Here is a 24,466-nt window from a genome sequence, read left to right as displayed (position 1 = left end):
CCATACCAATGCCACTGGCTTGCCTTTATACTACCGCGCGGTTGTTTATAAACTGCCCAATGGAAACGTAATGGGAAATCTAAGGTGAAGTTCGTAAAGTATTTATTAATCCTTGCAGTGTGTTGCATTCTGCTGGGAGCAGGCTCGATCTTCGGGCTCTACAAATTTATTGAGCCGCAGTTGCCTGATGTCGCCACGCTTAAAGACGTGCGACTCCAGATCCCAATGCAGGTTTATAGCGCCGATGGTGAGCTAATCGCACAATACGGGGAAAAACGCCGTATCCCGGTTACGCTCCAGCAAATTCCGCCAGTGATGGTGAAAGCGTTTATTGCAACTGAGGACAGCCGTTTCTACGAGCACCACGGTGTTGACCCTGTCGGGATCTTCCGTGCTGCCAGTGTGGCGCTGTTTTCGGGTCACGCCTCTCAAGGTGCGAGTACCATCACGCAGCAGTTGGCACGTAACTTCTTCTTGAGCCCTGAACGCACGCTGATGCGTAAGATAAAAGAAGTGTTCCTGGCGATTCGTATCGAGCAGTTGCTGACTAAAGATGAAATCCTCGAGTTATACCTTAACAAGATTTATCTCGGTTACCGTGCCTATGGTGTCGGTGCGGCAGCACAAGTCTATTTCGGTAAGCCGATTGATCAACTCACACTGAGTGAAATGGCGGTGATTGCCGGCTTGCCAAAAGCACCGTCAACCTTTAACCCGCTTTACTCAATGGATCGTGCCACTTCCCGTCGTAATGTCGTGTTATCGCGTATGTTAAGCGAAAACTATATTACGCAGGCGCAGTATGATGAAGCGCGTAATCAGCCTATTGATGCTAATTATCACGCGCCAGAAATCGCTTTCTCTGCGCCGTATCTTTCAGAGTTGGTGCGCCAGGATATGGTGGCGCGTTATGGTGAAAAAGCCTACGAAGATGGTTTTAAGGTTTACACCACCATCGCGCGCAAAAATCAGCAAGCCGCGCAGCAAGCCGTACGCAATAACGTAATTGCTTACGATATGCGCCATGGTTACCGCGGCCCATCCAATGTGCTGTGGAAAGTGGGCGAAACACCGTGGGATCAAACCAGGATTGTTGATTCGTTAAAGAATCTACCGGTCTACGGCCCAATGTTCCCTGCCGTTATTACCCAGGCAACCCCGACAGAAGCGACAGCGATGATGGCTGACGGCAGCGCCGTTTCCATCAGTATGGAGGGCATGCGCTGGGCGCGTCCTTATCGTTCAGATACCGCACAAGGCCCAACGCCACGCAAAGTGACGGATGTCGTGCAAGCTGGGCAACAAATCTGGGTGCGTAAGGTTGAAGAGAGTTGGTGGCTTGGGCAAGTCCCGGACGTCAATTCCGCACTGGTTTCTATCAATCCACATGACGGTGCAGTTGTCGCATTAGTGGGTGGTTTTGACTTCAATCAGAGCAAGTTTAACCGCGCCACGCAGGCATTACGCCAGGTTGGCTCCAACATCAAACCGTTCCTTTATACAGCAGCAATGGATAAAGGTCTGACCCTGGCGAGCGTGCTGAACGATGTGCCGATCTCACGCTGGGATGCCGGTGCCGGTTCCGACTGGCGCCCGAAAAACTCTCCGCCAGAATATGCAGGACCAATCAGGTTGCGTCAGGGGCTTGGCCAATCGAAAAACGTGGTGATGGTGCGTGCGATGCGAGCCATGGGTGTCGATTATGCAGCTGAATACCTGCAACGTTTCGGCTTCCCTGCGCAGAATATTGTGCACACCGAATCTCTGGCCTTAGGTTCAGCCTCGTTCACGCCGATGCAGGTCGCTCGCGGTTATTCTGTGATGGCCAACGGTGGCTTCCTGGTCGACCCGTACTACATCTCAAAAATTGAGACTGAAGTTGGCGGCACTCTTTTTGAAGCCAAACCGAAAGTGGCTTGTGCTGATTGTGATATTCCAGTGATTTACGGTGAAACGCAAAAGTCTAATGTGCTGGAAAATCAGGATGTGGAAGATGTCGCACAATCTCAGGAACAGCAGAACGCCAGCGTGCCAATGCCGAAACTGGAACAAGCGAACAGCGAGTTGGTTGCACAGAGCAGCCCGCCGGAGTACGCACCGCATGTGATTAACACTCCATTGGCATTCCTGATCAAAAGTGCGCTGAACTCCAATATTTATGGCGAACCAGGTTGGCAAGGTACCGGCTGGCGTGCGGGTCGTGATCTAAAGCGTAACGATATTGGCGGCAAAACCGGCACCACGAACAGCTCGAAAGACGCGTGGTTCTCAGGCTACGGACCTGGTGTGGTGACATCCGTATGGATTGGTTTTGACGATCATCGCCGTGACCTTGGACGAACCTCCGCATCAGGCGCTATTAAAGATCAAATCTCAGGTTATGAAGGTGGGGCGAAGAGTGCTCAACCAGCATGGGATGATTTTATGAAAGCCGCACTGGAAGGCGTACCGGAAGAACCGTTAACCCCACCACCGGGCATCGTCACCGTGAATATTGACCGTTACACCGGGCAATTGGCGAATGGTGGAAGTAGCCGTCCGGAATTCTTTATCGAAGGCACTCAACCGACGCAGCAGGCTGTGCATGAAGTGGGTACCACGATAATTGATAACGGCGAGAGCCACGAGTTGTTCTAAGACGTTGATGCAGCCCGCCTCACTTTGATGCGGGCTGCATTGAGCAGAACTACAAACGCCCCTGCTCTTTCAACCATTCACGCACCAGGAAAAGCGCACTGACATTTCGCGCCTCGCTAAAATCTTCTTCATTAAGCAAATCAAGCAGCGACGCCAGCGGCCAACGGACTTGTGGCAACTCTTCAGGCTCGTCACCTTCCAGCGATTCGGGATAAAGATCCTCAGCAATCACGATATTCATTTTGCTGGAAAAATAGGACGGTGCCATTGTCAGCTTTTTCAAAAACGTCAGCTGATTAGCGCCAAATCCAACCTCTTCTTTGAGTTCGCGATTTGCCGCTTCAAAGACGGTTTCGCCAGGGTCGATTAACCCTTTAGAGAAACCAAGCTCATAGGATTCAGTTCCAACTGCGTATTCACGGATCAAAATCAAATGATTGTCGATGATAGGCACTATCATTACAGCTTCGCGCGCAGACGGGCGCATCCGCTCATAGACGCGGCGCACACCGTTGCTAAATTCCAGGTCCACCGTTTCGACATTAAACAGCCGTGAACGGGCCACGGTTTCAACATGTAAAATGGTCGGTTTTTGTAATGGTTTACTCATTGTGGCTGGGCTAACAGTAAATGCAGGTACTTCATTGTGCGGTATGCCACATATCTCACGCAACGAACATTCGAAATTATTTACATTCCTGTAACTTTACAGTGATTTTTCTCAGTCTCTGCTACATGTCAACGGGCTGCAAATGAAATAGGAATTTGCTGATATTTCTCGCAAAGTCGCTTTGCTAACATTATGTTACAGCACGCTATGCACCAAAAATGTCTCAAGAAAGACGTCATAGCTGCCGATAAAGATGTAGCTTAAAGTCTGTTGGGCAGACGCCCGAATGCTGTAAGGGGTGCAACTTGCTGCGTTTTAATAAAAAAACGAGTGTTTGATGGGGAAAGCATGAGCACCTTATTACTTCTTTTAGCTGCTATGCTGGCCTGCATCTTAATTGCGGGGTGGCTGATTTGGCGCAACCTGCGCTTACGCGCTCGTGTCTCACAAGCACAATCATTTAGTGGCGCGACCTCGCGCAAGCTAACTGCTGATGAACGCGCCGCTGTTGAAAATTACATCGAATCTTTAGCCCGCACGCAGGATATCGTCGGGCCTTCTGGTGCCAGCGCCGCGCCGCCCAAACTGGTGCTCAATGCGTTGAGTAACACCGCGCTTTCGCTCACTCGCGCTATCACCCGCTATGGCTTATCCACCGACGATCCGAATAAGTGGCGTTACTACCTCGATTCTGTAGAGGTACATCTTCCGCCATTCTGGGAACAGTACATTACCAACGATAACTACGTTGAGCTGATTCGTACTGAAACCATGCCGCTGGTGATTTCCCTTAACGGACACACACTTATCGATTACAGCAGCGAAAATTTTGGTTTCGCTCTGGAAAAGAACCCTCACAGCCAGGCGTCGATTCGTGGGGAAGAAAGCGAACAAATAGAACTGCTGAATATCCGCCAGGAAACGCCTGAAGAGTACGCGCTGAGTCGTCCCGACGGATTACGCGAGGCCTTACTCATCTGTGTGGCTTTCATTATGCTGTTTTTGTGTCTGGTGACCCCGTCGGTCGTTTTACCGTGGTTAGTGGGTGGCGCCTTTATGCTGTTGGCCGCGAGCCTGTGGGGTTTATTTGCTCCGCCGGCAAAAAATGCGCTGCGTGAAGTTCACTGCTTACGCGGCACGCCTAAACGCTGGGGGCTATTTGGCGAGTCAAATCAGGAACAGATTAATAATATCTCGTTAGGGATAATCGACCTGATCTATCCAGCTCACTGGCAACCGTATGTTGCTCAGGATCTCGGGCAAAAAACGGATATTGATATTTATCTCGACCGCCATGTCATTCGCCAGGGGCGTTTTCTGTCATTGCATGACGAAGTCCGCAACTTCCCTATCCAACACTGGGTCCGCAACCTGGTGATTGCCATCGGTAGCCTGTTAGTGCTGACGATGCTGACAATCTGGGTACCTTTAGAAATGCCGCTCAAGCTAAGTATCTCCTGGCTGGAAGGCGCGAAAACTATCGAAGCCAAAACGGTGGCTGATCTCGATAAAACAACGCTCCGGGTTGGCGACACGCTGAAAGTAAACGGTACGGGGATGTGTAACGTCCATACGCCAGGAAACTACACCACGCGACAAACTTATCCGTTTACGCCGTTCGACTGTTCACAAATTATCTGGAATACCGCCCAATCTCTGCCGGTGCCGGAATCAGATATTATGGATAAAGCCACGGCGTTAACGCAGGCAGTGAGTGGGCAAATCCATCCGCAGGCCAGCGATGATTCAAAAGTTAACCCGCAGTTACGCAGTGCGATTCAGAAATCAGGCATGGTGTTGCTGGACGATTTCGCCGGTATTGTGCTGAAAACTCAGGCGCTTTGTACCAGTGACGACGAATGTGTACGACTGAAAAATGCGTTGGTAAACCTCGGCAATACCAAAGATTGGGATACGCTGACCAAAAAAGCGGATTCTGGAAGACTCGCTGGCGTGAATGTACTGCTGCGCCCAGTCAGTGCCGAGTCGTTGGATAACCTGGTGACCACCTCTACGGCACCGTTCTTTATCCGTGAAACATCACGCGCGGCGCAGGCTCTGAATAGTCCAGCACCAGGCGGATACGTGATTATTAGTGACGAAGGTAGCGACCTTGTTGAGCAACCGTTGCCGCCCGTTCCGCTATACGATATTCCAGCGCAAGAGCAGTGGTCTGAGTTCCAGCGGCTAGCTGAAATGCTGCTCAAAACGCCATTTAAAGCCGAAGGCATTATTACCGGCATTAGCCAGGATGCGAACGGCACTAAGCATATTACTCTGCACCGAGTCCCGGATAGCAGCGGACTATGGAGTTACATCAGTACCACGCTGTTGCTTATCAGCATGGTTATTTGTCTGCTGGTTAACGGTGTACTGGCTATTCGCCGTTATCGCCGTAATCGCAACCGTCTGGCGCAAATCCAGCAGTACTATGACAACTGCATCAATCCGTCTCTTACCACAATCTCCGCTGTACGCCCGCTGTTCTAAACTTCGCGTGACAGGTTGTGCTAACCTGTCACGCAGTTTTTCTTAATCAGGTCCGAACCTATGCATATTGATATTGCCTGGCAAGAGGTCGATACCGTCTTGCTGGATATGGACGGCACGTTGTTGGATCTCGCTTTCGACAATCACTTCTGGCAGAAACTGGTTCCAGAAACACTCAGTGAACACAGATCGATTCCTTTGGATGAAGCCCATCAGCTGATTCGTCAGGAATATCACGCGGTGCAACATACGCTAAACTGGTACTGTCTGGATTACTGGAGTGAGCGTCTGGGTTTGGATATTTGTGCGATGACCACCGCACAAGGGCCAAATGCGGTGTTACGTGAAGATACCGTCCCGTTCCTTGACGCCCTTAAATCCTGCGGAAAGCGCCGCATTTTGCTGACCAATGCGCATCCGCATAATCTGGCCGTCAAACTTGAACATACCGGTTTAGCTCAGCACCTTGATTTATTACTTTCTACCCACACATTTGGTTATCCGAAAGAAGATCAGCGGTTGTGGCAAGCCGTTACTGAACACACCGGGCTGGAACCTGAGAAAACGCTATTTATAGATGATAGCGAACCGATTCTGGATTCCGCTGCGAAGTTTGGCATTCGCTATTGCCTGGGTGTGACCAATCCCGATTCAGGCCAGCCCGACAAAACCTGGCAACGCCATCCGGCATTGAACGATTATCGCCAACTACTCCCGAAGTTGATGTTTAAGGAGTCGTGATGAAAGAAAAAGCGTCTGAAGGTGTGCGTCTCGACAAATGGCTGTGGGCAGCGCGTTTTTATAAAACCCGTGCCATTGCCCGGGAAATGGTGGAAGGCGGGAAAGTGCATTACAACGGCCAACGCAGCAAGCCGAGTAAAATCGTTGAGCTGAATGCCATGCTGACACTCCGCCAGGGTAATGACGAGAAAACCGTCAAAGTGCTGGCCATTACTGAGCAACGTCGTCCGGCCACTGATGCCTCACAGCTTTATGAAGAGACAGCAGAAAGTATCACTAAACGGGAAAAAGTGGCGCTGGCACGCAAGATGAATGCGCTGACGATGCCACACCCCGACCGACGCCCCGATAAAAAAGAGCGTCGCGATTTGATGAAATTTAAACACGGTGGCAACGAATAGCTGCCATCTTGATGCATGAGAGAAAATTATGGCTCAACACGACCAACTACATCGTTACTTGTTTGAAAACTTCGCCGTGCGCGGTGAACTGGTAACGGTTTCCGATACCTGGCAGCAAATCATGGAACACCATGATTACCCGGCCCCGGTGAAAACTATTCTTGGTGAATTGCTGGTCGCGACCAGCCTGCTGACGGCGACCCTCAAATTTGATGGCGACATTACCGTACAATTGCAGGGTGATGGCCCAATGAACCTTGCCGTCATCAACGGCAACAATAACCAGCAAATGCGTGGTGTTGCGCGTTATAAAGGTGAAATCCCTGCCGATGCAGATTTGAAAACCCTGGTGGGCAATGGCTACCTGGTGATCACCATCACTCCGGCTGAAGGCGAGCGCTATCAAGGTGTGGTTGGGCTGGAAGGCGATACTTTGGCGGCATGCCTGGAAGATTACTTCTTGCGTTCCGAACAGCTCCCAACGCGCCTGTTTATCCGCACCGGCGATGTTGAAGGCAAACCTGTGGCTGGCGGTATGCTGCTGCAAGTGCTGCCAGCTCAAGACGCGCAAGCAGACGACTTCAACCACCTGGCTGCACTGACTGAGACAATTAAGGCTGAAGAGTTACTGACATTGCCAGCCAATGATGTGCTGTGGCGTTTGTATCACGAAGAAGAAGTAACACTTTACGACCCACAAAACGTCGAATTTAAATGTACTTGTTCACGTGAGCGCTGTGCCGATGCGCTGAGAACTCTGCCTGATGAAGAAGTGAACAGCATCATCGCAGACGAAGGTGAAATCGACATGAACTGCGATTATTGCGGCAACCACTACGTGTTCAACTCGATGGACATTGCTGAGATCCGCAACAACGCCTCCCCGGCAGATCCGCAGGTTCATTGATTGTTTTTTGCCCATTTTGGCGTTCTCCCTCTCCTGTGGGCTGTCTCTTGTACACATCTTTAAGAGACGGTTCCTGCCGATTCGGAGACGGTTCCGTTCACCAGGCGACAGCGTGTTTATGTCGCTACCGAACCGGTGAACGTCTTAGGGGGCCACCGTCGCCCCCCTAAGAACCCGGACTCCCGGCAAATAAATCGCCGCAAGCGGTAAACCTCCATTTTGCCTCCGTGTCAGGGTCGGTTGCGATTCGTTCCCGACGATCGCGCCCTCCAGCCGTTCCCGACGGCTGGACCCTGCCACCTGGAGTCAAAATGGAGGCGATTTAAGCCGGACCCGAAATTCAAAGTCAAAGGCCAGAACGGTTTTGACCTTGTCCCCGGCTTCAATCGCGCCGTTTTTTACCCTTCAGTTGGGGTCACGTGGCCGGGAGCCACGTGAGAGAGCGATCGTCGGGAACGAATCGCGAACGACCCCGAATGTTGGGTGAAAAACGGTGTTTACCGCTTTAGCGGCGATTGATTTGCCGGGCGCCTGGATTATTAAGGAGTTGGCGTTAACTCCTTAATACGTTCACCGTTTACTGGAATTAAAGAGATAACTGAACGCACGGGTGAACGGAAAACCTGCGAGGCTAACAGATCTTACCCTGACAAAATTGCCAGGGCGAGTTGTGTATAAGAGACAGCTCCATCAGGGAGAGAGCCAGGGAGAGGGCATCCAGGCCTAAATCAATTTCAAAGTTTGCACACAAGTGCGCTCTCAGTCACACCTCGTCCGTTAATCGCACTATTTTTTAACATATTCAGAATATTTTCCCCGATGCATTTATATTTCCTGCCATACTCTCACCCCGTTGTGACTCGCTTCACAGCGTTTTCCGCTATATGGATTCGAGTGGATGCTCAAATCTATGATAGGTGTCGCGGTTAACAACCAATAAACAACCCTACAATCTCAAGCAGTACAAATTGGCTAAGGAGCAGTGAAATGCGAGTTAAAGGCATAACCCCGCAAGATCTCAAGGCTTATGGAATTCATGACGCAAGTGAAGTGATTTATAACCCTGATTACGACACCTTGTACCACGAAGAACTAAATCCCAACCTGGAAGGTTTTGAGCGCGGCATAGAAACAAATCTCGGTGCAATTGCTGTTGATACCGGCATTTTTACCGGTCGTTCCCCGAAAGATAAATACATTGTCCGTGATGACACGACGCGCGATACCCTGTGGTGGGCGGATAATGGTAAGGGTAAAAACGATAATAAACCGCTCAGCGAAGAAACCTGGCACCATCTGAAAGACCTGGTCACCAACCAACTGTCTGGAAAACGCCTGTTTATTATTGATGCTTTCTGCGGTGCAAACGCAGATACCCGTCTTTCAGTGCGTTTTATTACCGAAGTGGCCTGGCAGGCTCATTTCGTTAAAAACATGTTCATCCGTCCTACAGACGAAGAATTAGCCACCTTTGAAGCTGATTTTGTGGTGATGAACGGTGCAAAATGCACTAACCCACAATGGCAAGAACAGGGTCTGAACTCTGAAAACTTCATCGCTTTTAACCTTACCGAACGCGTGCAACTGATTGGCGGGACCTGGTACGGCGGCGAAATGAAGAAAGGTATGTTCTCGATCATGAACTACCTGCTGCCGTTGAAAGGCATAGCCTCAATGCACTGCTCAGCAAACGTCGGCGAAGAAGGCGATGTAGCTGTGTTCTTTGGTCTGTCTGGCACCGGTAAAACTACGCTTTCTACCGATCCAAAACGTCGCCTGATTGGCGATGATGAACATGGCTGGGACGATGACGGCGTGTTCAATTTCGAAGGCGGCTGCTACGCAAAAACCATTCGTTTATCCAAAGAAGCAGAACCGGAAATCTTTAATGCGATTCGCCGTGATGCGCTGCTGGAAAACGTCACCGTGCGTGACGATGGTTCTATCGACTTTGATGACGGTTCTAAAACCGAAAACACCCGTGTTTCCTACCCGATTTACCATATCGATAACATCGTTAAACCGGTTTCTAAAGCGGGCCACGCCAACAAAGTTATCTTCCTGACCGCTGATGCCTTTGGCGTTCTGCCTCCGGTTTCACGCCTGACGGCAAATCAAACTCAGTACCACTTCCTGTCTGGCTTTACTGCCAAACTGGCCGGTACAGAGCGCGGTGTCACAGAGCCTACACCAACGTTCTCCGCTTGTTTCGGTGCTGCATTCTTGTCTTTGCACCCGACTCAATACGCAGAAGTGCTGGTCAAACGCATGCAGGCCGCAGGCGCTCAGGCTTATCTGGTTAATACCGGCTGGAACGGCACAGGCAAACGTATCTCCATCAAAGACACGCGCGCGATTATTGATGCGATTCTGGATGGTTCTCTGGACGACACTGAAACCTTCACGCTGCCAATCTTTGGCCTTGCGGTTCCAACTGCGCTGCCAGGTGTTGATACCCACATTCTGGACCCACGTAAAACCTACGCATCCCCAGAATTGTGGCAGGAAAAATCTGAGCAACTGGCTAAGTTGTTTATCGAGAACTTTGATAAATACACTGACACTCCAGCAGGTGCAGCACTGGTGAGTGCAGGGCCGAAGCTGTAATTCGCACTGTAATTGATAGTAAAAAGCCCTCTCAATCTCTCTGAGAGGGCTTTTTTTATTCCCGCTCGTTATTGAGAGGCTGAGGAGATTTATTCATCGGCAACGGCAAATAAGCCTTTATCCGCAAACCACCGCGTTCGCTAACGCCGATGTCCAGCAAGCCGTTATGGTTGTCGATAATACGTTGCACAATCGCCAACCCTAAACCGGTACCGCTGGTGCTGCGAGCACTGTCGCCGCGCACAAATGGCTGGAACAGATGCTTGAGCTGATCAGGTTTAATCCCTGGGCCGTCGTCCTCTACCTGGAACCAGGCACGGTTTAACTCACCGCCACTGCTGACTTTAATCCAGCCATTACCGTAACGCGCGGCATTAACCACCATATTGGCGGCAGCACGTTTAATGGATAACGGATGGATATTCACCAGCAATTCGCCTGCTTGCAGATCGGTGTCGATTTCCCGCTCGTAACCACTTTCCGCGGCCACCACTTCACCCAACACACTGTTGAGATCGGCAGTCTCCAGCGGCATCTCTTGCCCGGTACGCAGGTAATCGATGAACTGCTCGATTATCGCATTACACTCTTCGATATCTTTGTTAATCGACTCGGAGAGATAGCCATCTTCCTCACTCATCATTTCTGTTGCCAGACGAATACGAGTGAGCGGCGTACGTAAATCGTGGCTGACGCCCGCCATTAACAGCGTGCGGTCATCGGCGAGCTGCTTCACACCGGCGGCCATATGGTTAAACGCCCGGGTAACTGAGCGCACCTCTGACGCGCCATATTCACGCAACGGCGGCGGAATAATACCTTTACCGACCTGCAAAGCGGCGTGTTCCAGGTCAACCAAGGGTCGGTTCTGGATACGAATAAACAACCATGCACCACCAATCGCCAACAGCATTATCGCCAGCGTATAGCGGAACAACGGTGAGAAGTCGCCCTGATGGATTTCAGTCAGTGGTACACGGACCCAGATATTCGGCGACAGCCACGTCTTCAGCCAGACAACCGGCGAGCTCTTGTTAACCTCAACGCGCACTTCGGTTGGGCCACCCAATTGCTGTGCCATTTGATGACTGAGGAATTCGTAATGCTGCGCCCAGCGCAAACCCGCGTCTTCCGCCGCTTCATTGGAATAGAGAGAGATTCCCAACTCACGATAGATTTCACGCCGAAAAGCAGGCGGAACCACCAGTTGCGTACCATCTTCGAGTTGCAGTTTATCGGTCATCAGCATACGAACTTCGTAAGCCAGTACCTTATTAAACTGTTGCAAGCTCGGCAGAATGGCAAAGTTCAACACCACAAGGTAGGTCGTCACCAGGCTGACGAACAGCAAGGTGACAATCAGTAATAACGTGCGGGCAAACGAGCTTCTGGGGGAGAAGCGGACTCGCCTCATGCCTTGGAACCGTCCGGCACAAATACGTAGCCCAGGCCCCAAACGGTCTGGATATAGCGTGGATGCACAGGATCTTCTTCGACCATGCGACGCAGACGAGAAATCTGCACATCAATTGAGCGTTCCATCGCACTGTATTCACGGCCACGGGCCAGGTTCATCAGTTTATCGCGTGATAACGGTTCGCGCGGATGGCTGACCAACGCTTTCAGAACCGCGAACTCGCCGCTGGTTAATGGCATAGGTTCGTCTTCACGGAACATCTCACGGGTGCCGAGGTTCAGTTTAAACTTACCAAAGGCGATAACCGCTTCTTCCTGAGAAGGTGCACCAGGCAGTTCATTAGCCTGACGGCGCAGAACAGCACGGATACGTGCTAACAGTTCACGCGGGTTAAACGGTTTTGGAATGTAGTCATCAGCGCCAATTTCCAGGCCCACGATGCGGTCAACTTCTTCGCCTTTCGCGGTTACCATGATGATTGGCATTGGGTTGCTTTGGCTGCGCAGACGGCGGCAGATAGACAAACCATCTTCGCCTGGCAACATCAGATCAAGGACCATCAAATGGAAGGATTCACGGGTTAGCAGGCGATCCATCTGTTCTGCGTTAGCAACGCTACGGACCTGGAAGCCTTGTTCGGTGAGGTAACGTTCCAGCAGCGCACGCAGGCGCATGTCGTCATCCACGACCAGAATCTTATAATTCTCTTGCATTCTTATACTCCCAAAGGCTCGAACAGTGAGTGCGTATTCTTAAAAAACTGCGGCGTTACGACCAGTCAATTCTGGTATATATTCTAGTCGAAATTGTTACAAAGCATATTAAACAGATGGTTATAGGCACTTTTTCAGCAAAAATAATGACGTAGTTCGCAGATCTCCGGGATTGCCATCACCCTGATAATTCGGTTTAAATCACCTTTATTGTGCTACCCATTCAAGGCTTGATAATGAAAACGCCACTGATTACCCGTGAAGGCTACGAAAAGCTCAAACAAGAAAAGGACACTTTGTGGCGTGAGGAGCGTCCTGAGGTGACAAAAAAGGTTACCTGGGCGGCAAGTCTGGGCGATCGCAGTGAAAATGCCGACTACCAGTACAACAAAAAAAGGCTGCGAGAAATAGATCGTAGAGTGCGATATCTCACGAAATGCCTCGAACAGCTGAAAATTGTCGACTATTCGCCGCAACAAGAAGGCAAAGTGTTCTTTGGCGCGTGGGTAGAGGTTGAAAACGATGACGGCAACCAGCTGCGTTTTCGCATTGTGGGCTACGACGAAATTTTTGGTCGCAGAGATTACATCTCGATTGATTCCCCGATGGCACGTGCGCTACTGAAAAAAGAAGTGGGCGATCTGGCGGTGGTACAAACTCCGGCAGGTGAAGCCCAGTGGTACATCAATGATATCGAGTATGTGAAATAGGCCACAGGCCAGCAACAGAACAGTCTGATTCATCACCTCTCGGGCGCTGTGGCTGGCATTTTTACCCTCCAATCCGTATAACTATCCCCTGAAATTTCGACTAACACAGATGAAAAACCATGATGAATGATTCACTCTGCCGCATTATTGCCAGCGAGCTAAAGGCCAGAAATGAACAGGTTGATGCTGCCGTTCGCCTGCTGGACGAAGGGAATACCGTGCCGTTTATTGCACGTTATCGTAAGGAAGTTACCGGCGGTCTGGATGACACGCAACTGCGTCAGTTAGAAACCCGTCTGAGTTATCTGCGCGAATTAGAAGACCGCCGCCAGGCGATCCTCAAATCCATTACCGAACAAGGCAAATTGAGTGACGAACTCGCCGCGGCCATTAACGGCACGCTGAGCAAAACCGAGCTTGAAGATCTCTATTTGCCGTATAAGCAAAAACGCCGCACGCGCGGGCAAATTGCTATCGAAGCAGGGCTTGAGCCACTGGCCGAGCTGCTTTGGAATGACCCGTCACACACACCTGAAGAAGCCGCAGCAAGTTACATTGATGCCGATAAAGGTGTCGCTGATACCAAAGCCGCACTGGATGGCGCACGCTATATCTTGATGGAGCGTTTTGCCGAAGATGCCGCGCTGCTGGCAAAAGTGCGTAACTACCTGTGGAAGAACGCCCATCTTGTTGCCACCGTGGTGGCAGGCAAAGAAGAGGAAGGTGCAAAATTCCGTGATTATTTCGACCATCACGAACCGATTGCCACCGCCCCATCCCACCGTGCACTCGCTATGTTCCGTGGCCGCAATGAAGGCATTTTGCAGCTGGCACTGAATGCCGATCCACAGCACGACGAGCCACCGCGTGAAAGCTACTGCGAACAGCTGATTATCGACCATCTCGGCCTGCGCCTGAACAATGCTCCGGCAGACGCCTGGCGCCGTGCCGTGGTGAGCTGGACCTGGCGTATCAAAGTACTGATGCACCTTGAAACCGAGCTGATGGGCACCGTGCGCGAACGCGCCGAAGATGAAGCGATTAACGTTTTTGCCCGTAACCTCCACGACTTGTTGATGGCGGCTCCAGCTGGCTTACGCGCCACCATGGGTCTGGATCCGGGCTTGCGTACCGGTGTGAAAGTCGCGGTGGTTGATTCCACCGGCAAGCTAGTCGCCTTCGATACCATCTATCCCCATACCGGGCAAACGGCGAAAGCCGCGGTTGCCGTTGCGGCTTTGTGCGAAAAACACAACGTTGAACTGGTGGCTATCGGCAACGGTACCGCATCGCGTGAAACCGAGCGTTTCTTCCTCGACGTACAAGAGCAATTCCCGAAAGTCACCGCGCAGAAAGTGATTGTCAGTGAAGCTGGCGCTTCGGTGTACTCAGCTTCTGAGCTGGCAGCACTGGAATTCCCGGATCTTGACGTTTCGATTCGTGGCGCAGTATCCATTGCCCGTCGCCTGCAAGACCCGCTTGCGGAGCTAGTGAAAATCGACCCGAAATCTATCGGCGTCGGCCAGTATCAGCACGATGTCAGCCAGTCGCAGCTGGCGAAGAAGCTGGATGCGGTAGTCGAAGACTGCGTGAACGCCGTCGGTGTGGATCTGAACACTGCCTCGGTGCCGCTATTAACTCGCGTGGCCGGCTTAACGCGCATGATGGCGCAGAACATCGTTAACTGGCGCGACGAAAATGGCCGCTTCCAGAACCGTCAGCAGTTGCTGAAAGTCAGCCGTTTAGGGCCGAAAGCGTTTGAACAGTGCGCGGGCTTCCTGCGCATTAACCACGGTGACAACCCGCTGGATGCCTCAACCGTTCACCCGGAAGCCTACCCGATTGTGGAGCGTATTCTGGCGGCGACCGAACAGGCGCTACAGGATTTAATGGGTAACGGTGAAGCGTTACGCGGCCTTAGCGCCCGTGAATTTACCGACGAGCGTTTCGGTGTGCCAACGGTGACCGACATCATCAAAGAGCTGGAAAAACCAGGCCGTGACCCGCGTCCAGAATTCAAAACCGCGAAATTTGCCGATGGCGTCGAAACCATGAACGACCTTCAGCCTGGCATGGTGCTGGAAGGTGCCGTCACCAACGTGACTAACTTTGGTGCGTTTGTTGATATCGGTGTCCATCAGGACGGTTTAGTTCACATCTCCTCGCTCTCCGACAAGTTCATCGACGACCCGCATAAAGTGGTGAAAGCCGGTGATATCGTCAAAGTGAAAGTGATGGAAGTGGATATGTCACGCAAACGTATCGCGCTGACGATGCGTCTTGATGAACAGCCTGGCGAATCCAACCGCCGTGGCAGTGCACCACGCGAGCAAAACGAACGCCGTCCGGCACAACAGCAGAAACCTCGCGGGCGTGATAACGCCAGCAGCAGTGCGGGCAACAGTGCGATGAGTGATGCGCTGGCCGCCGCATTAGGTAAAAAGCGTTAATCGTTAGCCATTTTTCCGCCCTCTCCGGCTCGTCCTGTCTCTTATCCACAACTCGCCCTGGCAATCTTGTCAGGGCGAGATCTGTAAGTCTTGCTGATTTTCCGTTCACCCGTGTGTTCAGTTATCTCTTTAATTCCCGAAAACGGTGAACGTGCCAGTGGGATAACGACATCCCCCTGGCGACCCCGTCGCCCGGTGATTGATTTGCCGGGAGTCCGGGTTCTTAGGGTGACGACGGTGGTCACCCTAAGACGTTCACCAGTTCAGTCGCGACATAAACACGCTATCGCCTGGTGAACGGAACTTTCTCCGGCTCGGCAGGAACCGGCCCTCAAAGATGTGACTAAGAGACAGCCGGCTCGTCAGGGGAGCGGCGGAAACATCGGGTTATTATTTCCCCTCTCGCCCAATTCAGCACAATTTGCCTGTTTAATCCCCAACTGCTTATTAACAACATTTCATTAGCATTATCTGAATTTTGTCAAAAAAATAGAATGAGTTTGCGATAGATCAATTTCCTAAAAAACGGTAAAAACAACACCAATATTTATCACAGCTGTAACAGATGAAATATTCAGACAACATTCACAACGATAAAATAATAAACTCTTCATTTTTAAAAATTCATAACATACTGTTATTTATAAAATAATAATAAACACCCTCATAAAACCCGCACTGGTAAAACAATCAACCGGCCTGATTTAAATAAACCAAAACGTATTATTCATCACAAAAATAATCATTGAAGACAGAAACCATTCTCATTATCATTGGTTTGTTCGTTATTTCTCCTTTATCCAACGAAATCTCTCGTTAGCGTAAATACCAGAGCACAACTCTAAGTGGGTCCGTCCTATGCGATTCTTACCAAAAAGTACGTGGAAAATTACCGGCTTTGCCAGTGAAATTAGCCCGTCATATCGCCAAAAATTACTGTCACTCGGTATGTTGCCCGGTTCTTCATTCAGCGTTGTGCGTGTCGCACCTTTAGGCGATCCGATTCATATCGAAACGCGTCGCGTCAGTTTGGTATTACGAAAAAAAGATCTCGAATTACTGCACGTTGAAGCCATTGCCTGACTGGCGGGGTGAGCGCTTGCGCTCGTTGCAATTCTCTTTAAGTTCGCGAAAAAAATGAAAAAATTAACTATCGGCTTAATCGGTAACCCCAACTCCGGGAAAACCACCTTATTCAACCAACTCACCGGCTCTCGCCAACGGGTTGGCAACTGGGCGGGCGTCACCGTAGAACGTAAAGAAGGTCAGTTTTCAACGCTTGCGCACCAGGTCACGCTGGTCGATTTACCCGGCACCTATTCCCTGACCACCATTTCATCGCAAACCTCTCTCGACGAGCAAATCGCCTGCCACTACATCCTGAGCGGTGATGCTGATCTGCTTATCAACGTTGTTGATGCGTCAAACCTGGAACGTAATCTGTATCTGACGCTGCAACTGCTTGAATTAGGCATTCCGTGTGTGGTCGCGCTTAACATGCTCGACATCGCCGAGAAGCAAGATATTCGTATCGATATTGACGCCCTTGCCGCCCGTCTGGGCTGCCCGGTTGTGCCACTGGTATCCACGCGTGGCCGGGGTATGGAAGGCCTGAAACTGGCTATCGACCGCCGCCAGCCGAACACGCATAGCGATTTAGTGTTGTACCCGCCAAAACTACTGGAAGAAGCCGACAACCTGGCCGCTGAAATGCCGCATGATATGCCTGCGCAACAGCGCCGTTGGCTGGCACTGCAAATGCTGGAAGGCGATATTTACAGCCGCGAATATGCCGGTCACGCCGCCGATAAACTCGATGTAATTCGTACCCAACTGGCGGAAGAACACGAAGACCCAGCGCTGCTAATTGCCGATGCCCGTTACCAAACGATTGCCGCCATCTGCGATTCCATCAGTAACAGTCTCACCGCCGAACCGCACCGCTTAACGGCAATGATGGATAAAATCATCCTCAACCGTTTCCTCGGCTTGCCTATTTTCTTGCTGGTGATGTACCTGATGTTCTTGCTGGCGATTAACATCGGCGGCGCGTTGCAGCCTATTTTCGACGGTGGCTCAGCGGCTATCTTTATCCATGGTATTCAATGGATTGGTGCCACATTACACTTCCCAAGCTGGCTGACAATTTTCTTAGCGCAAGGGATTGGCGGCGGTATCAACACCGTGCTGCCACTAGTGCCACAAATCGGCATGATGTACCTGTTCCTGTCGTTCCTTGAAGACTCCGGTTACATGGCGCGTGCGGCATTCGTTATGGACCGCCTGATGCAGTCGCTCGGCTTGCCGGGTAAATCCTTCGTGCCGTTGATTGTTGGCTTCGGCTGTAACGTGCCTTCGGTGATGGGTGCGCGTACCCTGGATGCACCGCGTGAACGCCTGATGACCATCATGATGGCACCGTTTATGTCGTGCGGTGCGCGTCTGGCTATTTTTGCGGTATTTGCCGCAGCGTTCTTTGGCCAGCAAGGTGCATTGGTCGTCTTCTCGCTCTACATTCTTGGCATTGTGATGGCGATTCTGACCGGACTGATGCTCAAACACACCATCATGCGCGGTGAAGCCTCGCCGTTTGTGATGGAGCTGCCGGTCTATCACGTTCCACACCTGAAAAGCCTGTTGCTGCAAACCTGGCAACGCCTGAAAGGCTTCGTGATGCGCGCCGGTAAAGTGATCGTTATCGTCAGTATTTTCATTGGTGCGCTGAATAGCTTCTCGTTCAGCGGCAAAGAAGTCGACAGCATCAATGACTCCGCGCTGGCCTCCGTCAGCCGTGTGCTCACTCCGCTGCTAAAACCGATTGGTGTGCATGAAGATAACTGGCAAGCAACGGTCGGCCTGTTCACTGGAGCAATGGCGAAAGAAGTGGTGGTGGGGACGCTCAACACGCTCTACACCGCAGAAGATATGCACGAAGAGCCGTTTGATGCTGCAAGCTTCAACTTGTTCGATGAATTAGGCGGAGCCGCTGGCGAAACCTGGCAAAGCCTGAAAGACACCTTCAGCCTGAGCGTACTGCTAAACCCAATCGAAGCCAGCAAAGGCGATGGTGAAATGGCAAGCGGTGCGATGGGCGTGATGAGCAGCAAGTTTGGCAGCGCGGCAGCAGCGTACAGCTATCTTATTTTCGTGCTGCTCTACATTCCTTGTATTTCTGTGATGGGTGCTGTGGCGCGTGAATCAAGCCGTGGCTGGATGATGTTCTCGGTGTTGTGGGGGCTGAACATTGCTTACTCGCTTTCCACGCTCTACTACCAGACCGTGACGTTTAATGCGCATCCGCAATACAGCCTGGTCTGCATCCTTTCAGTGGTGTTATTCAATGTGCTGCTGATTGGTGGTTTGCGTAAAGCTCGCAGCCGTGTAGATGTCAGCCTGATGACGACCCGTAAAACAGTCGAAGCAGCATGTTGCAAAAGCGCCGCTGGCGATTGCCACTAAGGAGAAGGTATGGCGAGTTTAATTGAGATTCGTGATGCATTAGCGCTGCAAGGGCGACTGGATGCGACGCAAATTAGCCAACAGCTCGCCACCCCGTTGCCGTTGGTAAATGCGATGCTGAGCCGTCTTGAAGCGATGGGCAAAGCCATGCGCGTGACCGAAGATTCGAGCGATTGCCTGAGCAGCGGCTGTAAAAGCTGCCCGGAAAGTAAGAAGTGTATTCGCGAAGTGTGGGCGCTGCGGGCTTAAACTTTGTGTAACGGGTGGATGACGCCTACGGCTTATCCACCTTACAAAATTCCTCAAGCACCCGGCAAACATCCTGCGGGTGCGAAATAAACGGCGCATGGGCGGCTTTCGGGAAAATCACCGCTTCACTTTGTGGCCACTGCGCATCCAGCAAACCAGCGATTTTGCGCGGCACCAGCCCATCCAGATACCCGTACAATCGCAAGAACGGCACTTTCAACTGGCTCAGCGGCTGGCGTAAGTCCGCCGTTTTCAGGATCTCCAGCCCACCGTTTAACACTTCAACGCTCGGCATCGGTTGCTCAAGCACCACTGACTTGAGGCGGCGAGCATCCTGGCGTGCGCTTTCTGTCCCCAATGTTTGCAACGCCAGAAAACGCTCCACGGTACGTTGAAAATCATCACTCAATTGCTGCTGGAAACCTGCCAGCACTTCAGGCTTGATACCCGGCCAGTCACCTTGCGCGGTGAAACAAGGCGAGGAAGCAATAGTCACTAACCTTTTCACGCGCGACGGATGGCTTAACGCAATCTGGCTTGCCACCAGCCCGCCCAAACTCCAGCCCAGCCAAATAGCCTGTTCCGGCGCTTGGGCCAGCACCACTTCTGCCATTTCCTCAAGCGTCAACGCGCCAAAATCCTGGCTACGACCATAACCGGGTAAGTCGACCAGATGAAGGCGAAAATGCGAGCTGAGTTCCTCGCAAATGCAATGCCACACTTGGGCATTCAGCCCCCATCCGTGCAGCAGCACAAGATCATCTTTTCCTTCACCTTTTGTCTGCCACCAAAGCTTACTCATCAGTTACTGTTCTCATCTTTATCTGCAAGGAAGCGAATATGCTAACAATCCCAGGGCTATGTTGGCTATGCCAGATGCCCCTCGCTTGTGCACATTGGGGGATTTGCTCACGTTGTAGCTACGCCTTACCTGCGCCACCGCCTTGCTGCCCGCGTTGTGGATTGCCCTGCGCGTACAGACATTCGCCTTGCGGACGTTGCCTGCAAGAACCGCCCGCATGGGATTCAATGCTGTTCGTCACGGATTACTGCCTACCGCTCAACCGGCTCGTCCAGCGATTTAAATTTAACGCCACCGTAGCACTGGCTCCGGCTTTGGCGCGGTTAATGCTATTGCGCGTGCTGGATGCAAAACGCCAGCCGTTGTGGCAAAAGCCCGACTGCATGGTCAGTGTTCCATTGCATTCGCGTCGTGCCTGGCGTCGTGGTTTTAACCAAAGTGACCTGCTGGCGAACTGTCTTGCGCGCTGGTTGCAGTGCGACTATTTCCCTAAAGGAATCAGGCGGATTCGTGCCGGGCAATCACAACATCAGCTCAATGCCAGAATGCGGCGCAACAATCTAAAAGGCGCTTTCAGGGTTGATTTTCCGGTGGCAGGCCGCCATATAATTATTGTGGATGATGTCGTCACGACGGGCAGTACGGTGGCGGAAATTGCGCGGCTGCTGAAAAAGCAGGGCGCGGCGACTATCCAGGTGTGGTGCCTTTGTCGAACCTTGTAGACCCTCGATGATGGGCGTATTATAACCGACTAAAATAGTCAACTATTGAGCAATCGTTATGATCCGTATTTCCGATACAGCACAATCCCACTTTGCCAAACTGCTGGCAGGTCAGGAAGAAGGGACGCAAATCCGCGTATTCGTCATTAATCCTGGTACTCCAAATGCGGAGTGCGGGGTTTCTTACTGTCCGCCGGATGCGGTAGAAGCATCAGATACTGCCCTCAAATTCGAGCAGTTGACCGCATATGTCGATGAACTGAGCAAACCTTATCTTGAAGATGCTGAAATTGATTTCGTGACCGACCAGCTCGGTTCACAGCTGACGCTGAAAGCGCCAAACGCCAAAATGCGTAAGGTTTCAGATGATGCGCCATTAATGGAACGCGTTGAATACATGCTGCAAGCCACGGTTAACCCGCAGCTGGCAGGCCACGGCGGCCGTGTCACGCTGATGGAAATTACTGATGAAGGTTTTGCGATTCTGCAATTCGGCGGCGGCTGTAACGGCTGTTCAATGGTCGACGTGACCCTGAAAGAAGGCATCGAAAAACAACTGCTGGCCGAGTTCCCTGAACTGAAAGGCGTTCGTGATTTGACCGAACACCAGCGCGGCGAGCATTCGTACTACTGATTTTCACCCTCACCCCGGCCCTCTCCCCCAGGAGAGGGAGCAAAGAAAGTTCCCTCTTCTGGGCTGTCTCTTATACAGATCTCACCCTGGCAATCTTGTCAGGGTGAAATCTGTAAGCCTCGCTGATTTTCCGTTCACCCGTGCGTTCAGTTATCTCTTTAATTCCAGAAAACGGTGAACGTATCAAGGGGTTAACGCCAACCCCTTGATAATCCAGGCGCCCGGCAAATCAATCGCCGCTAAAGCGGTAAACACCGTTTTTCACCCAACATTCGGGGTCGTTCGCGATTCGTTTATTCGGCACATCCCTGTGCCGAACCACTTCGTGGCCAACGCAAGCGTTGTTCAAAAATGTTCCTGACATTTTTAGTCCGACGATCGCTCTCTCACGTGGCTCCCGGCCACGTGACCCCAACTGAAGGGTAAAAAACGGCGCGATTGAAGCCGGGGACAAGGTCAAAACCGCTCTGGCTTTTGACTTTGACCTTGAATTTCGGGTCCGGCTTAAATCGCCTCCATTTTGACTCCAGGTGGCAGGGTCCAGCCGTCGGGAACGGCTGGAGGGCGCGATCGTCGGGAACGAATCGCAACCGACCCTGACACGGAGGCTAAATGGAGGTTTACCGCTTGCGGCGATTGATTTGCCGGGAGTCCGGGTTCTTAGGGTGGCGACGGTGGCCACCCTAAGACGTTCACCGGTTCTGTGGCGACATAAACATTCAATCGCCTGGTGAACGGAACCTTCTCCGAATTGGCAGGAACCGCCCTTCAAAGATGTGTATAAGAGAAAGCTCCAGGGGAGAGAGCTAGAGTGAGGGCGTATTACACCTTCACCGTTTCTTACGCCGCTTATCCAAATCCTTCAGCAACTTATTCACTTCTTCGTCTGCGAACATCGCCTCAAGCGAGGTCGATAACTTGCGCCGCCAGTTTTTGTACTGATAACTGGTGCCCGGAATATTCACCGGTTCGGCCACGCCAATCCAGTCTTCCGGTTGTAGCCCCAACAACGCGCTGTTGCTGTCGGCAATATAACGCTGCATCCCGCGATTAAGCGTTGCCGTCATCGCCATCAACGAGGCTTTATGCCCTGCGCGTTTAGGTAGACAACCGTACTTATGCAGGCCCTCCAGCAAACCTTGTTTGGCACGTTCGCGATCCTGATACAGCTCAGTCAACATCTCTTCATCAGGATACAGGCCAAGCGTTTTACCCAGCGTCAAATCACCGCTTTCCCAGTAACCGCGCAGTGTCGGTAAATCGTGAGTCGTAGCAACCGCCATTGACTGCTTCGGCCACGCTTTTGGCGCGCGGAACTGCTTTTCGTTGTCATGCTCGAAATAGAGCACTTTGTACGAATAAACTCCGCTGTCGCGCAGCTTGCCGACGATCTCCACCGGCACGGTTCCCAGATCTTCACCGATCACCATGCAGTTATGACGCTTACTTTCCAGCGCGAGGATCGACAGCAAATCGTCCACCGGATAATGCACGTAAGCGCCTTTATCCGCGGTTTCGCCATACGGGATCCACCACAAACGCAGCATCGACATAACATGGTCGATACGCAGTGCACCGCAGCTAGTCATGTTCGAACGCAGCAGTTCGATAAACGGCTGATAGGCACGCGCCGCAATCACATGCGGGTCCATCGGTGGTAAACCCCAGTTCTGGCCGAGCGGGCCAAGAATATCTGGTGGCGCACCCACCGAGGCTTTCAGGCAATAGAGTTCACGGTCACACCAAGTTTCCGAGCCGCCTTCTGCCACACCAACCGCCAGGTCACGATACAAACCAATCGGCATCTTGAAACCCTGGCTGGTTTGCCAGCACGCTTCAAACTGGGTGTAAGCCAGGAATTGCAGCCACAGATAGAAATTCACTTCGTCACTGTGTTCGGTGCAGAAAGCTTTAACTTCTGGGTTATGCGCGTCGCGGAAACCTTCCGGCCAGACCGGCCAGCCCCAACGCATTTCATCTTCTTTGACCTGATATGCATGTAGCGCATCGAATGCTGCCTGGTAATACAGGCTATCGCCGCCTTCCTGCACAAACTTCTGGAATGAAACAACGTGTTCGTCACGCGCACCGCGCCGTGAAAACTGCTTCCACGCCATCCGCAGCGCGGCCATTTTCAGTACGGTGACGGTTGAATAATCTACCCACTGCGCGTCACGGGCTTCACTAAGCATTTGCTGCGTGACCGGCATTTTCCACCAGTCTTGCGCTTCATCACTCAGCAAGAAATCATCCACCGCGTTCACGTCGATATAAATCACGTTCAACCAACGGCGCGATGACGGGCTATACGGGCTGGCACTTTCTGGATTCGCAGGATACAGCGCGTGAATAGGATTCAGGCCGATAAACGCCCCGCCCCGCTTCGCGACATCCACCAGCATGCGCTGCAAATCGCCGAAATCACCAATGCCCCAGTTATGCGCGGAACGTAAGGTGTAGAGTTGCACACACGCGCCCCACAGCTTTTCATCCTGCATCAGTGCGGCAGGTTCATAACAACGCTTTGGCGCAACAATCACCCGGCATTGCCAGTGATGCTCATTCTGGCTGACTGTCAGGTCGTGATAGCCTTCCGGCAGTGCAGCAGGTAGCACCAGCTTTTTGCCAGCCAGAGCATGCCCTTTATGCTGCTTGCCATCTTCGGCGGTCAGTTGCCAGGTGTAATCGCCGTTGCCTTCCAGCAGTGTTGCCAAACGCGAGCCGGAGGTAAACACCAGCACATTTGGCACTGGCGTCACCGCCACCTTTTTCAAGGTGGTGGGACGGCTCATGGCTTCCAGCAAACGCAGCTTGGTATCCGCAGGAATAGCCTGTGGTTTGCCGTGGGCGTTAATGTAGTTTGGGCTAATTCCCGCCTCAAGAGCGGCGTTATCAAGACGTTTGCTGTCCATGCGTT

18 protein-coding genes are annotated in these 24,466 nt (G+C 51.9%); 13 read left to right on the top strand and 5 right to left on the bottom strand.

Annotated features, from left to right (window positions below):
- The first annotated feature begins 84 nt into the window (after positions 1-84).
- On the top strand, positions 85-2,637 hold the full coding sequence (mrcA, locus tag D8682_RS17050) for a peptidoglycan glycosyltransferase/peptidoglycan DD-transpeptidase MrcA (protein ID WP_064542821.1): 2,553 nt from the start codon (positions 85-87) through the stop codon (positions 2,635-2,637).
- A gap of 49 nt (positions 2,638-2,686) precedes the next feature.
- Here the strand turns inward: mrcA and nudE are convergent, their stop codons facing one another.
- The gene (gene nudE / locus D8682_RS17045) at positions 2,687-3,247 is read right to left on the bottom strand and encodes an ADP compounds hydrolase NudE (protein WP_064542818.1); all 561 of its coding nucleotides are present in this window, start codon (positions 3,245-3,247) and stop codon (positions 2,687-2,689) included.
- 348 nt (positions 3,248-3,595) lie between these two features.
- Between nudE and D8682_RS17040 the strand changes: the two genes are divergently transcribed.
- The 5 genes from D8682_RS17040 to pckA all read left to right on the top strand — a co-directional run bounded on the left by D8682_RS17040 (position 3,596) and on the right by pckA (position 10,393).
- Positions 3,596-5,737 carry an intracellular growth attenuator family protein gene (locus tag D8682_RS17040; protein ID WP_121814756.1) on the top strand — a complete coding sequence of 714 codons (2,142 nt, stop codon included), beginning with the start codon at positions 3,596-3,598 and terminating at the stop codon, positions 5,735-5,737.
- A gap of 60 nt (positions 5,738-5,797) precedes the next feature.
- Positions 5,798-6,478: a GMP/IMP nucleotidase gene (yrfG, locus tag D8682_RS17035; protein WP_121814755.1), complete on the top strand. Its 681-nt coding sequence runs from the start codon at positions 5,798-5,800 to the stop codon at positions 6,476-6,478.
- On the top strand, positions 6,478-6,879 hold the full coding sequence (gene hslR, locus D8682_RS17030; protein ID WP_064542809.1) for a ribosome-associated heat shock protein Hsp15: 402 nt from the start codon (positions 6,478-6,480) through the stop codon (positions 6,877-6,879). The genes yrfG and hslR overlap by 1 nt, the downstream gene beginning before the upstream one ends.
- A 28-nt stretch (positions 6,880-6,907) precedes the next feature.
- Positions 6,908-7,786: an Hsp33 family molecular chaperone HslO gene (gene hslO / locus D8682_RS17025; RefSeq protein WP_064542806.1), complete on the top strand. Its 879-nt coding sequence runs from the start codon at positions 6,908-6,910 to the stop codon at positions 7,784-7,786.
- Positions 7,787-8,773: 987 nt separating this feature from the next.
- On the top strand, positions 8,774-10,393 hold the full coding sequence (gene pckA, locus D8682_RS17020; protein WP_064542797.1) for a phosphoenolpyruvate carboxykinase (ATP): 1,620 nt from the start codon (positions 8,774-8,776) through the stop codon (positions 10,391-10,393).
- A 55-nt stretch (positions 10,394-10,448) separates the two neighbouring features.
- Here pckA and envZ read toward each other — a convergent pair whose 3' ends face one another.
- Both envZ and ompR read right to left on the bottom strand, forming a co-directional pair.
- A complete protein-coding gene (gene envZ, locus D8682_RS17015; protein ID WP_064542794.1) occupies positions 10,449-11,807 on the bottom strand; it encodes a two-component system sensor histidine kinase EnvZ in 1,359 nt (452 codons plus the stop codon).
- The gene (ompR, locus tag D8682_RS17010) at positions 11,804-12,523 is read right to left on the bottom strand and encodes a two-component system response regulator OmpR (protein WP_100036865.1); all 720 of its coding nucleotides are present in this window, start codon (positions 12,521-12,523) and stop codon (positions 11,804-11,806) included. The genes envZ and ompR overlap by 4 nt, the downstream gene beginning before the upstream one ends.
- A gap of 236 nt (positions 12,524-12,759) precedes the next feature.
- Between ompR and greB the strand changes: the two genes are divergently transcribed.
- From greB to feoC, 5 genes are all read left to right on the top strand, one after another.
- Complete coding sequence (greB, locus tag D8682_RS17005; protein ID WP_064542790.1) at positions 12,760-13,233, top strand: transcription elongation factor GreB; 474 nt, start codon at positions 12,760-12,762, stop codon at positions 13,231-13,233.
- Between the two features lie 119 nt (positions 13,234-13,352).
- The gene (locus D8682_RS17000; protein WP_064542787.1) at positions 13,353-15,683 is read left to right on the top strand and encodes a Tex family protein; all 2,331 of its coding nucleotides are present in this window, start codon (positions 13,353-13,355) and stop codon (positions 15,681-15,683) included.
- A gap of 858 nt (positions 15,684-16,541) precedes the next feature.
- Positions 16,542-16,766: a ferrous iron transporter A gene (feoA, locus tag D8682_RS16995; protein WP_064542784.1), complete on the top strand. Its 225-nt coding sequence runs from the start codon at positions 16,542-16,544 to the stop codon at positions 16,764-16,766.
- A gap of 54 nt (positions 16,767-16,820) precedes the next feature.
- A complete protein-coding gene (feoB, locus tag D8682_RS16990; protein ID WP_121814754.1) occupies positions 16,821-19,142 on the top strand; it encodes a Fe(2+) transporter permease subunit FeoB in 2,322 nt (773 codons plus the stop codon).
- Between the two features lie 9 nt (positions 19,143-19,151).
- Entirely contained in the window at positions 19,152-19,391 is a 240-nt protein-coding gene (gene feoC, locus D8682_RS16985) for a [Fe-S]-dependent transcriptional repressor FeoC (protein WP_064542777.1), read from the top strand.
- 25 nt (positions 19,392-19,416) lie between these two features.
- Here feoC and bioH read toward each other — a convergent pair whose 3' ends face one another.
- Positions 19,417-20,193, bottom strand: coding sequence for a pimeloyl-ACP methyl ester esterase BioH (gene bioH, locus D8682_RS16980; RefSeq protein ID WP_064542774.1), 777 nt, complete (start codon positions 20,191-20,193; stop codon positions 19,417-19,419).
- Between the two features lie 38 nt (positions 20,194-20,231).
- Between bioH and gntX the strand changes: the two genes are divergently transcribed.
- Both gntX and nfuA read left to right on the top strand, forming a co-directional pair.
- Positions 20,232-20,915, top strand: coding sequence for a DNA utilization protein GntX (gene gntX / locus D8682_RS16975; RefSeq protein ID WP_121814753.1), 684 nt, complete (start codon positions 20,232-20,234; stop codon positions 20,913-20,915).
- A 58-nt stretch (positions 20,916-20,973) separates the two neighbouring features.
- Positions 20,974-21,549 (top strand): Fe-S biogenesis protein NfuA, encoded by a 576-nt coding sequence (gene nfuA, locus D8682_RS16970; protein ID WP_064542768.1) that lies wholly within the window; start codon positions 20,974-20,976, stop codon positions 21,547-21,549.
- Positions 21,550-22,379: 830 nt separating this feature from the next.
- Here nfuA and malQ read toward each other — a convergent pair.
- Positions 22,380-24,461: a 4-alpha-glucanotransferase gene (gene malQ / locus D8682_RS16965; RefSeq protein ID WP_064542765.1), complete on the bottom strand. Its 2,082-nt coding sequence runs from the start codon at positions 24,459-24,461 to the stop codon at positions 22,380-22,382.
- Positions 24,462-24,466: the final 5 nt, after the last annotated feature.

This window comes from Buttiauxella sp. 3AFRM03 (assembly GCF_003675305.1).
GTDB lineage: Bacteria > Pseudomonadota > Gammaproteobacteria > Enterobacterales > Enterobacteriaceae > Buttiauxella > Buttiauxella ferragutiae.
The sequence above is the reverse complement of the archived record's forward strand: the minus strand, read 5'-3'. Positions and strand labels throughout refer to the sequence as shown.

Bases quoted from the DNA above. Each gene is read 5' to 3' on its own strand.
- bioH (WP_064542774.1), bottom strand. From the start codon at position 20,193: ATGAGTAAGCTTTGGTGGCAGACAAAAGGTGAAGGAAAAGATGATCTT.
- nfuA (WP_064542768.1), top strand. From the start codon at position 20,974: ATGATCCGTATTTCCGATACAGCACAATCCCACTTTGCCAAACTGCTG.
- ompR (WP_100036865.1), bottom strand. From the start codon at position 12,523: ATGCAAGAGAATTATAAGATTCTGGTCGTGGATGACGACATGCGCCTG.
- gntX (WP_121814753.1), top strand. From the start codon at position 20,232: ATGCTAACAATCCCAGGGCTATGTTGGCTATGCCAGATGCCCCTCGCT.
- D8682_RS17000 (WP_064542787.1), top strand. From the start codon at position 13,353: ATGATGAATGATTCACTCTGCCGCATTATTGCCAGCGAGCTAAAGGCC.
- greB (WP_064542790.1), top strand. From the start codon at position 12,760: ATGAAAACGCCACTGATTACCCGTGAAGGCTACGAAAAGCTCAAACAA.
- hslO (WP_064542806.1), top strand. From the start codon at position 6,908: ATGGCTCAACACGACCAACTACATCGTTACTTGTTTGAAAACTTCGCC.
- malQ (WP_064542765.1), bottom strand. From the start codon at position 24,461: ATGGACAGCAAACGTCTTGATAACGCCGCTCTTGAGGCGGGAATTAGC.
- feoB (WP_121814754.1), top strand. From the start codon at position 16,821: ATGAAAAAATTAACTATCGGCTTAATCGGTAACCCCAACTCCGGGAAA.
- feoA (WP_064542784.1), top strand. From the start codon at position 16,542: ATGCGATTCTTACCAAAAAGTACGTGGAAAATTACCGGCTTTGCCAGT.
- yrfG (WP_121814755.1), top strand. From the start codon at position 5,798: ATGCATATTGATATTGCCTGGCAAGAGGTCGATACCGTCTTGCTGGAT.
- pckA (WP_064542797.1), top strand. From the start codon at position 8,774: ATGCGAGTTAAAGGCATAACCCCGCAAGATCTCAAGGCTTATGGAATT.
- envZ (WP_064542794.1), bottom strand. From the start codon at position 11,807: ATGAGGCGAGTCCGCTTCTCCCCCAGAAGCTCGTTTGCCCGCACGTTA.
- hslR (WP_064542809.1), top strand. From the start codon at position 6,478: ATGAAAGAAAAAGCGTCTGAAGGTGTGCGTCTCGACAAATGGCTGTGG.
- feoC (WP_064542777.1), top strand. From the start codon at position 19,152: ATGGCGAGTTTAATTGAGATTCGTGATGCATTAGCGCTGCAAGGGCGA.
- nudE (WP_064542818.1), bottom strand. From the start codon at position 3,247: ATGAGTAAACCATTACAAAAACCGACCATTTTACATGTTGAAACCGTG.
- D8682_RS17040 (WP_121814756.1), top strand. From the start codon at position 3,596: ATGAGCACCTTATTACTTCTTTTAGCTGCTATGCTGGCCTGCATCTTA.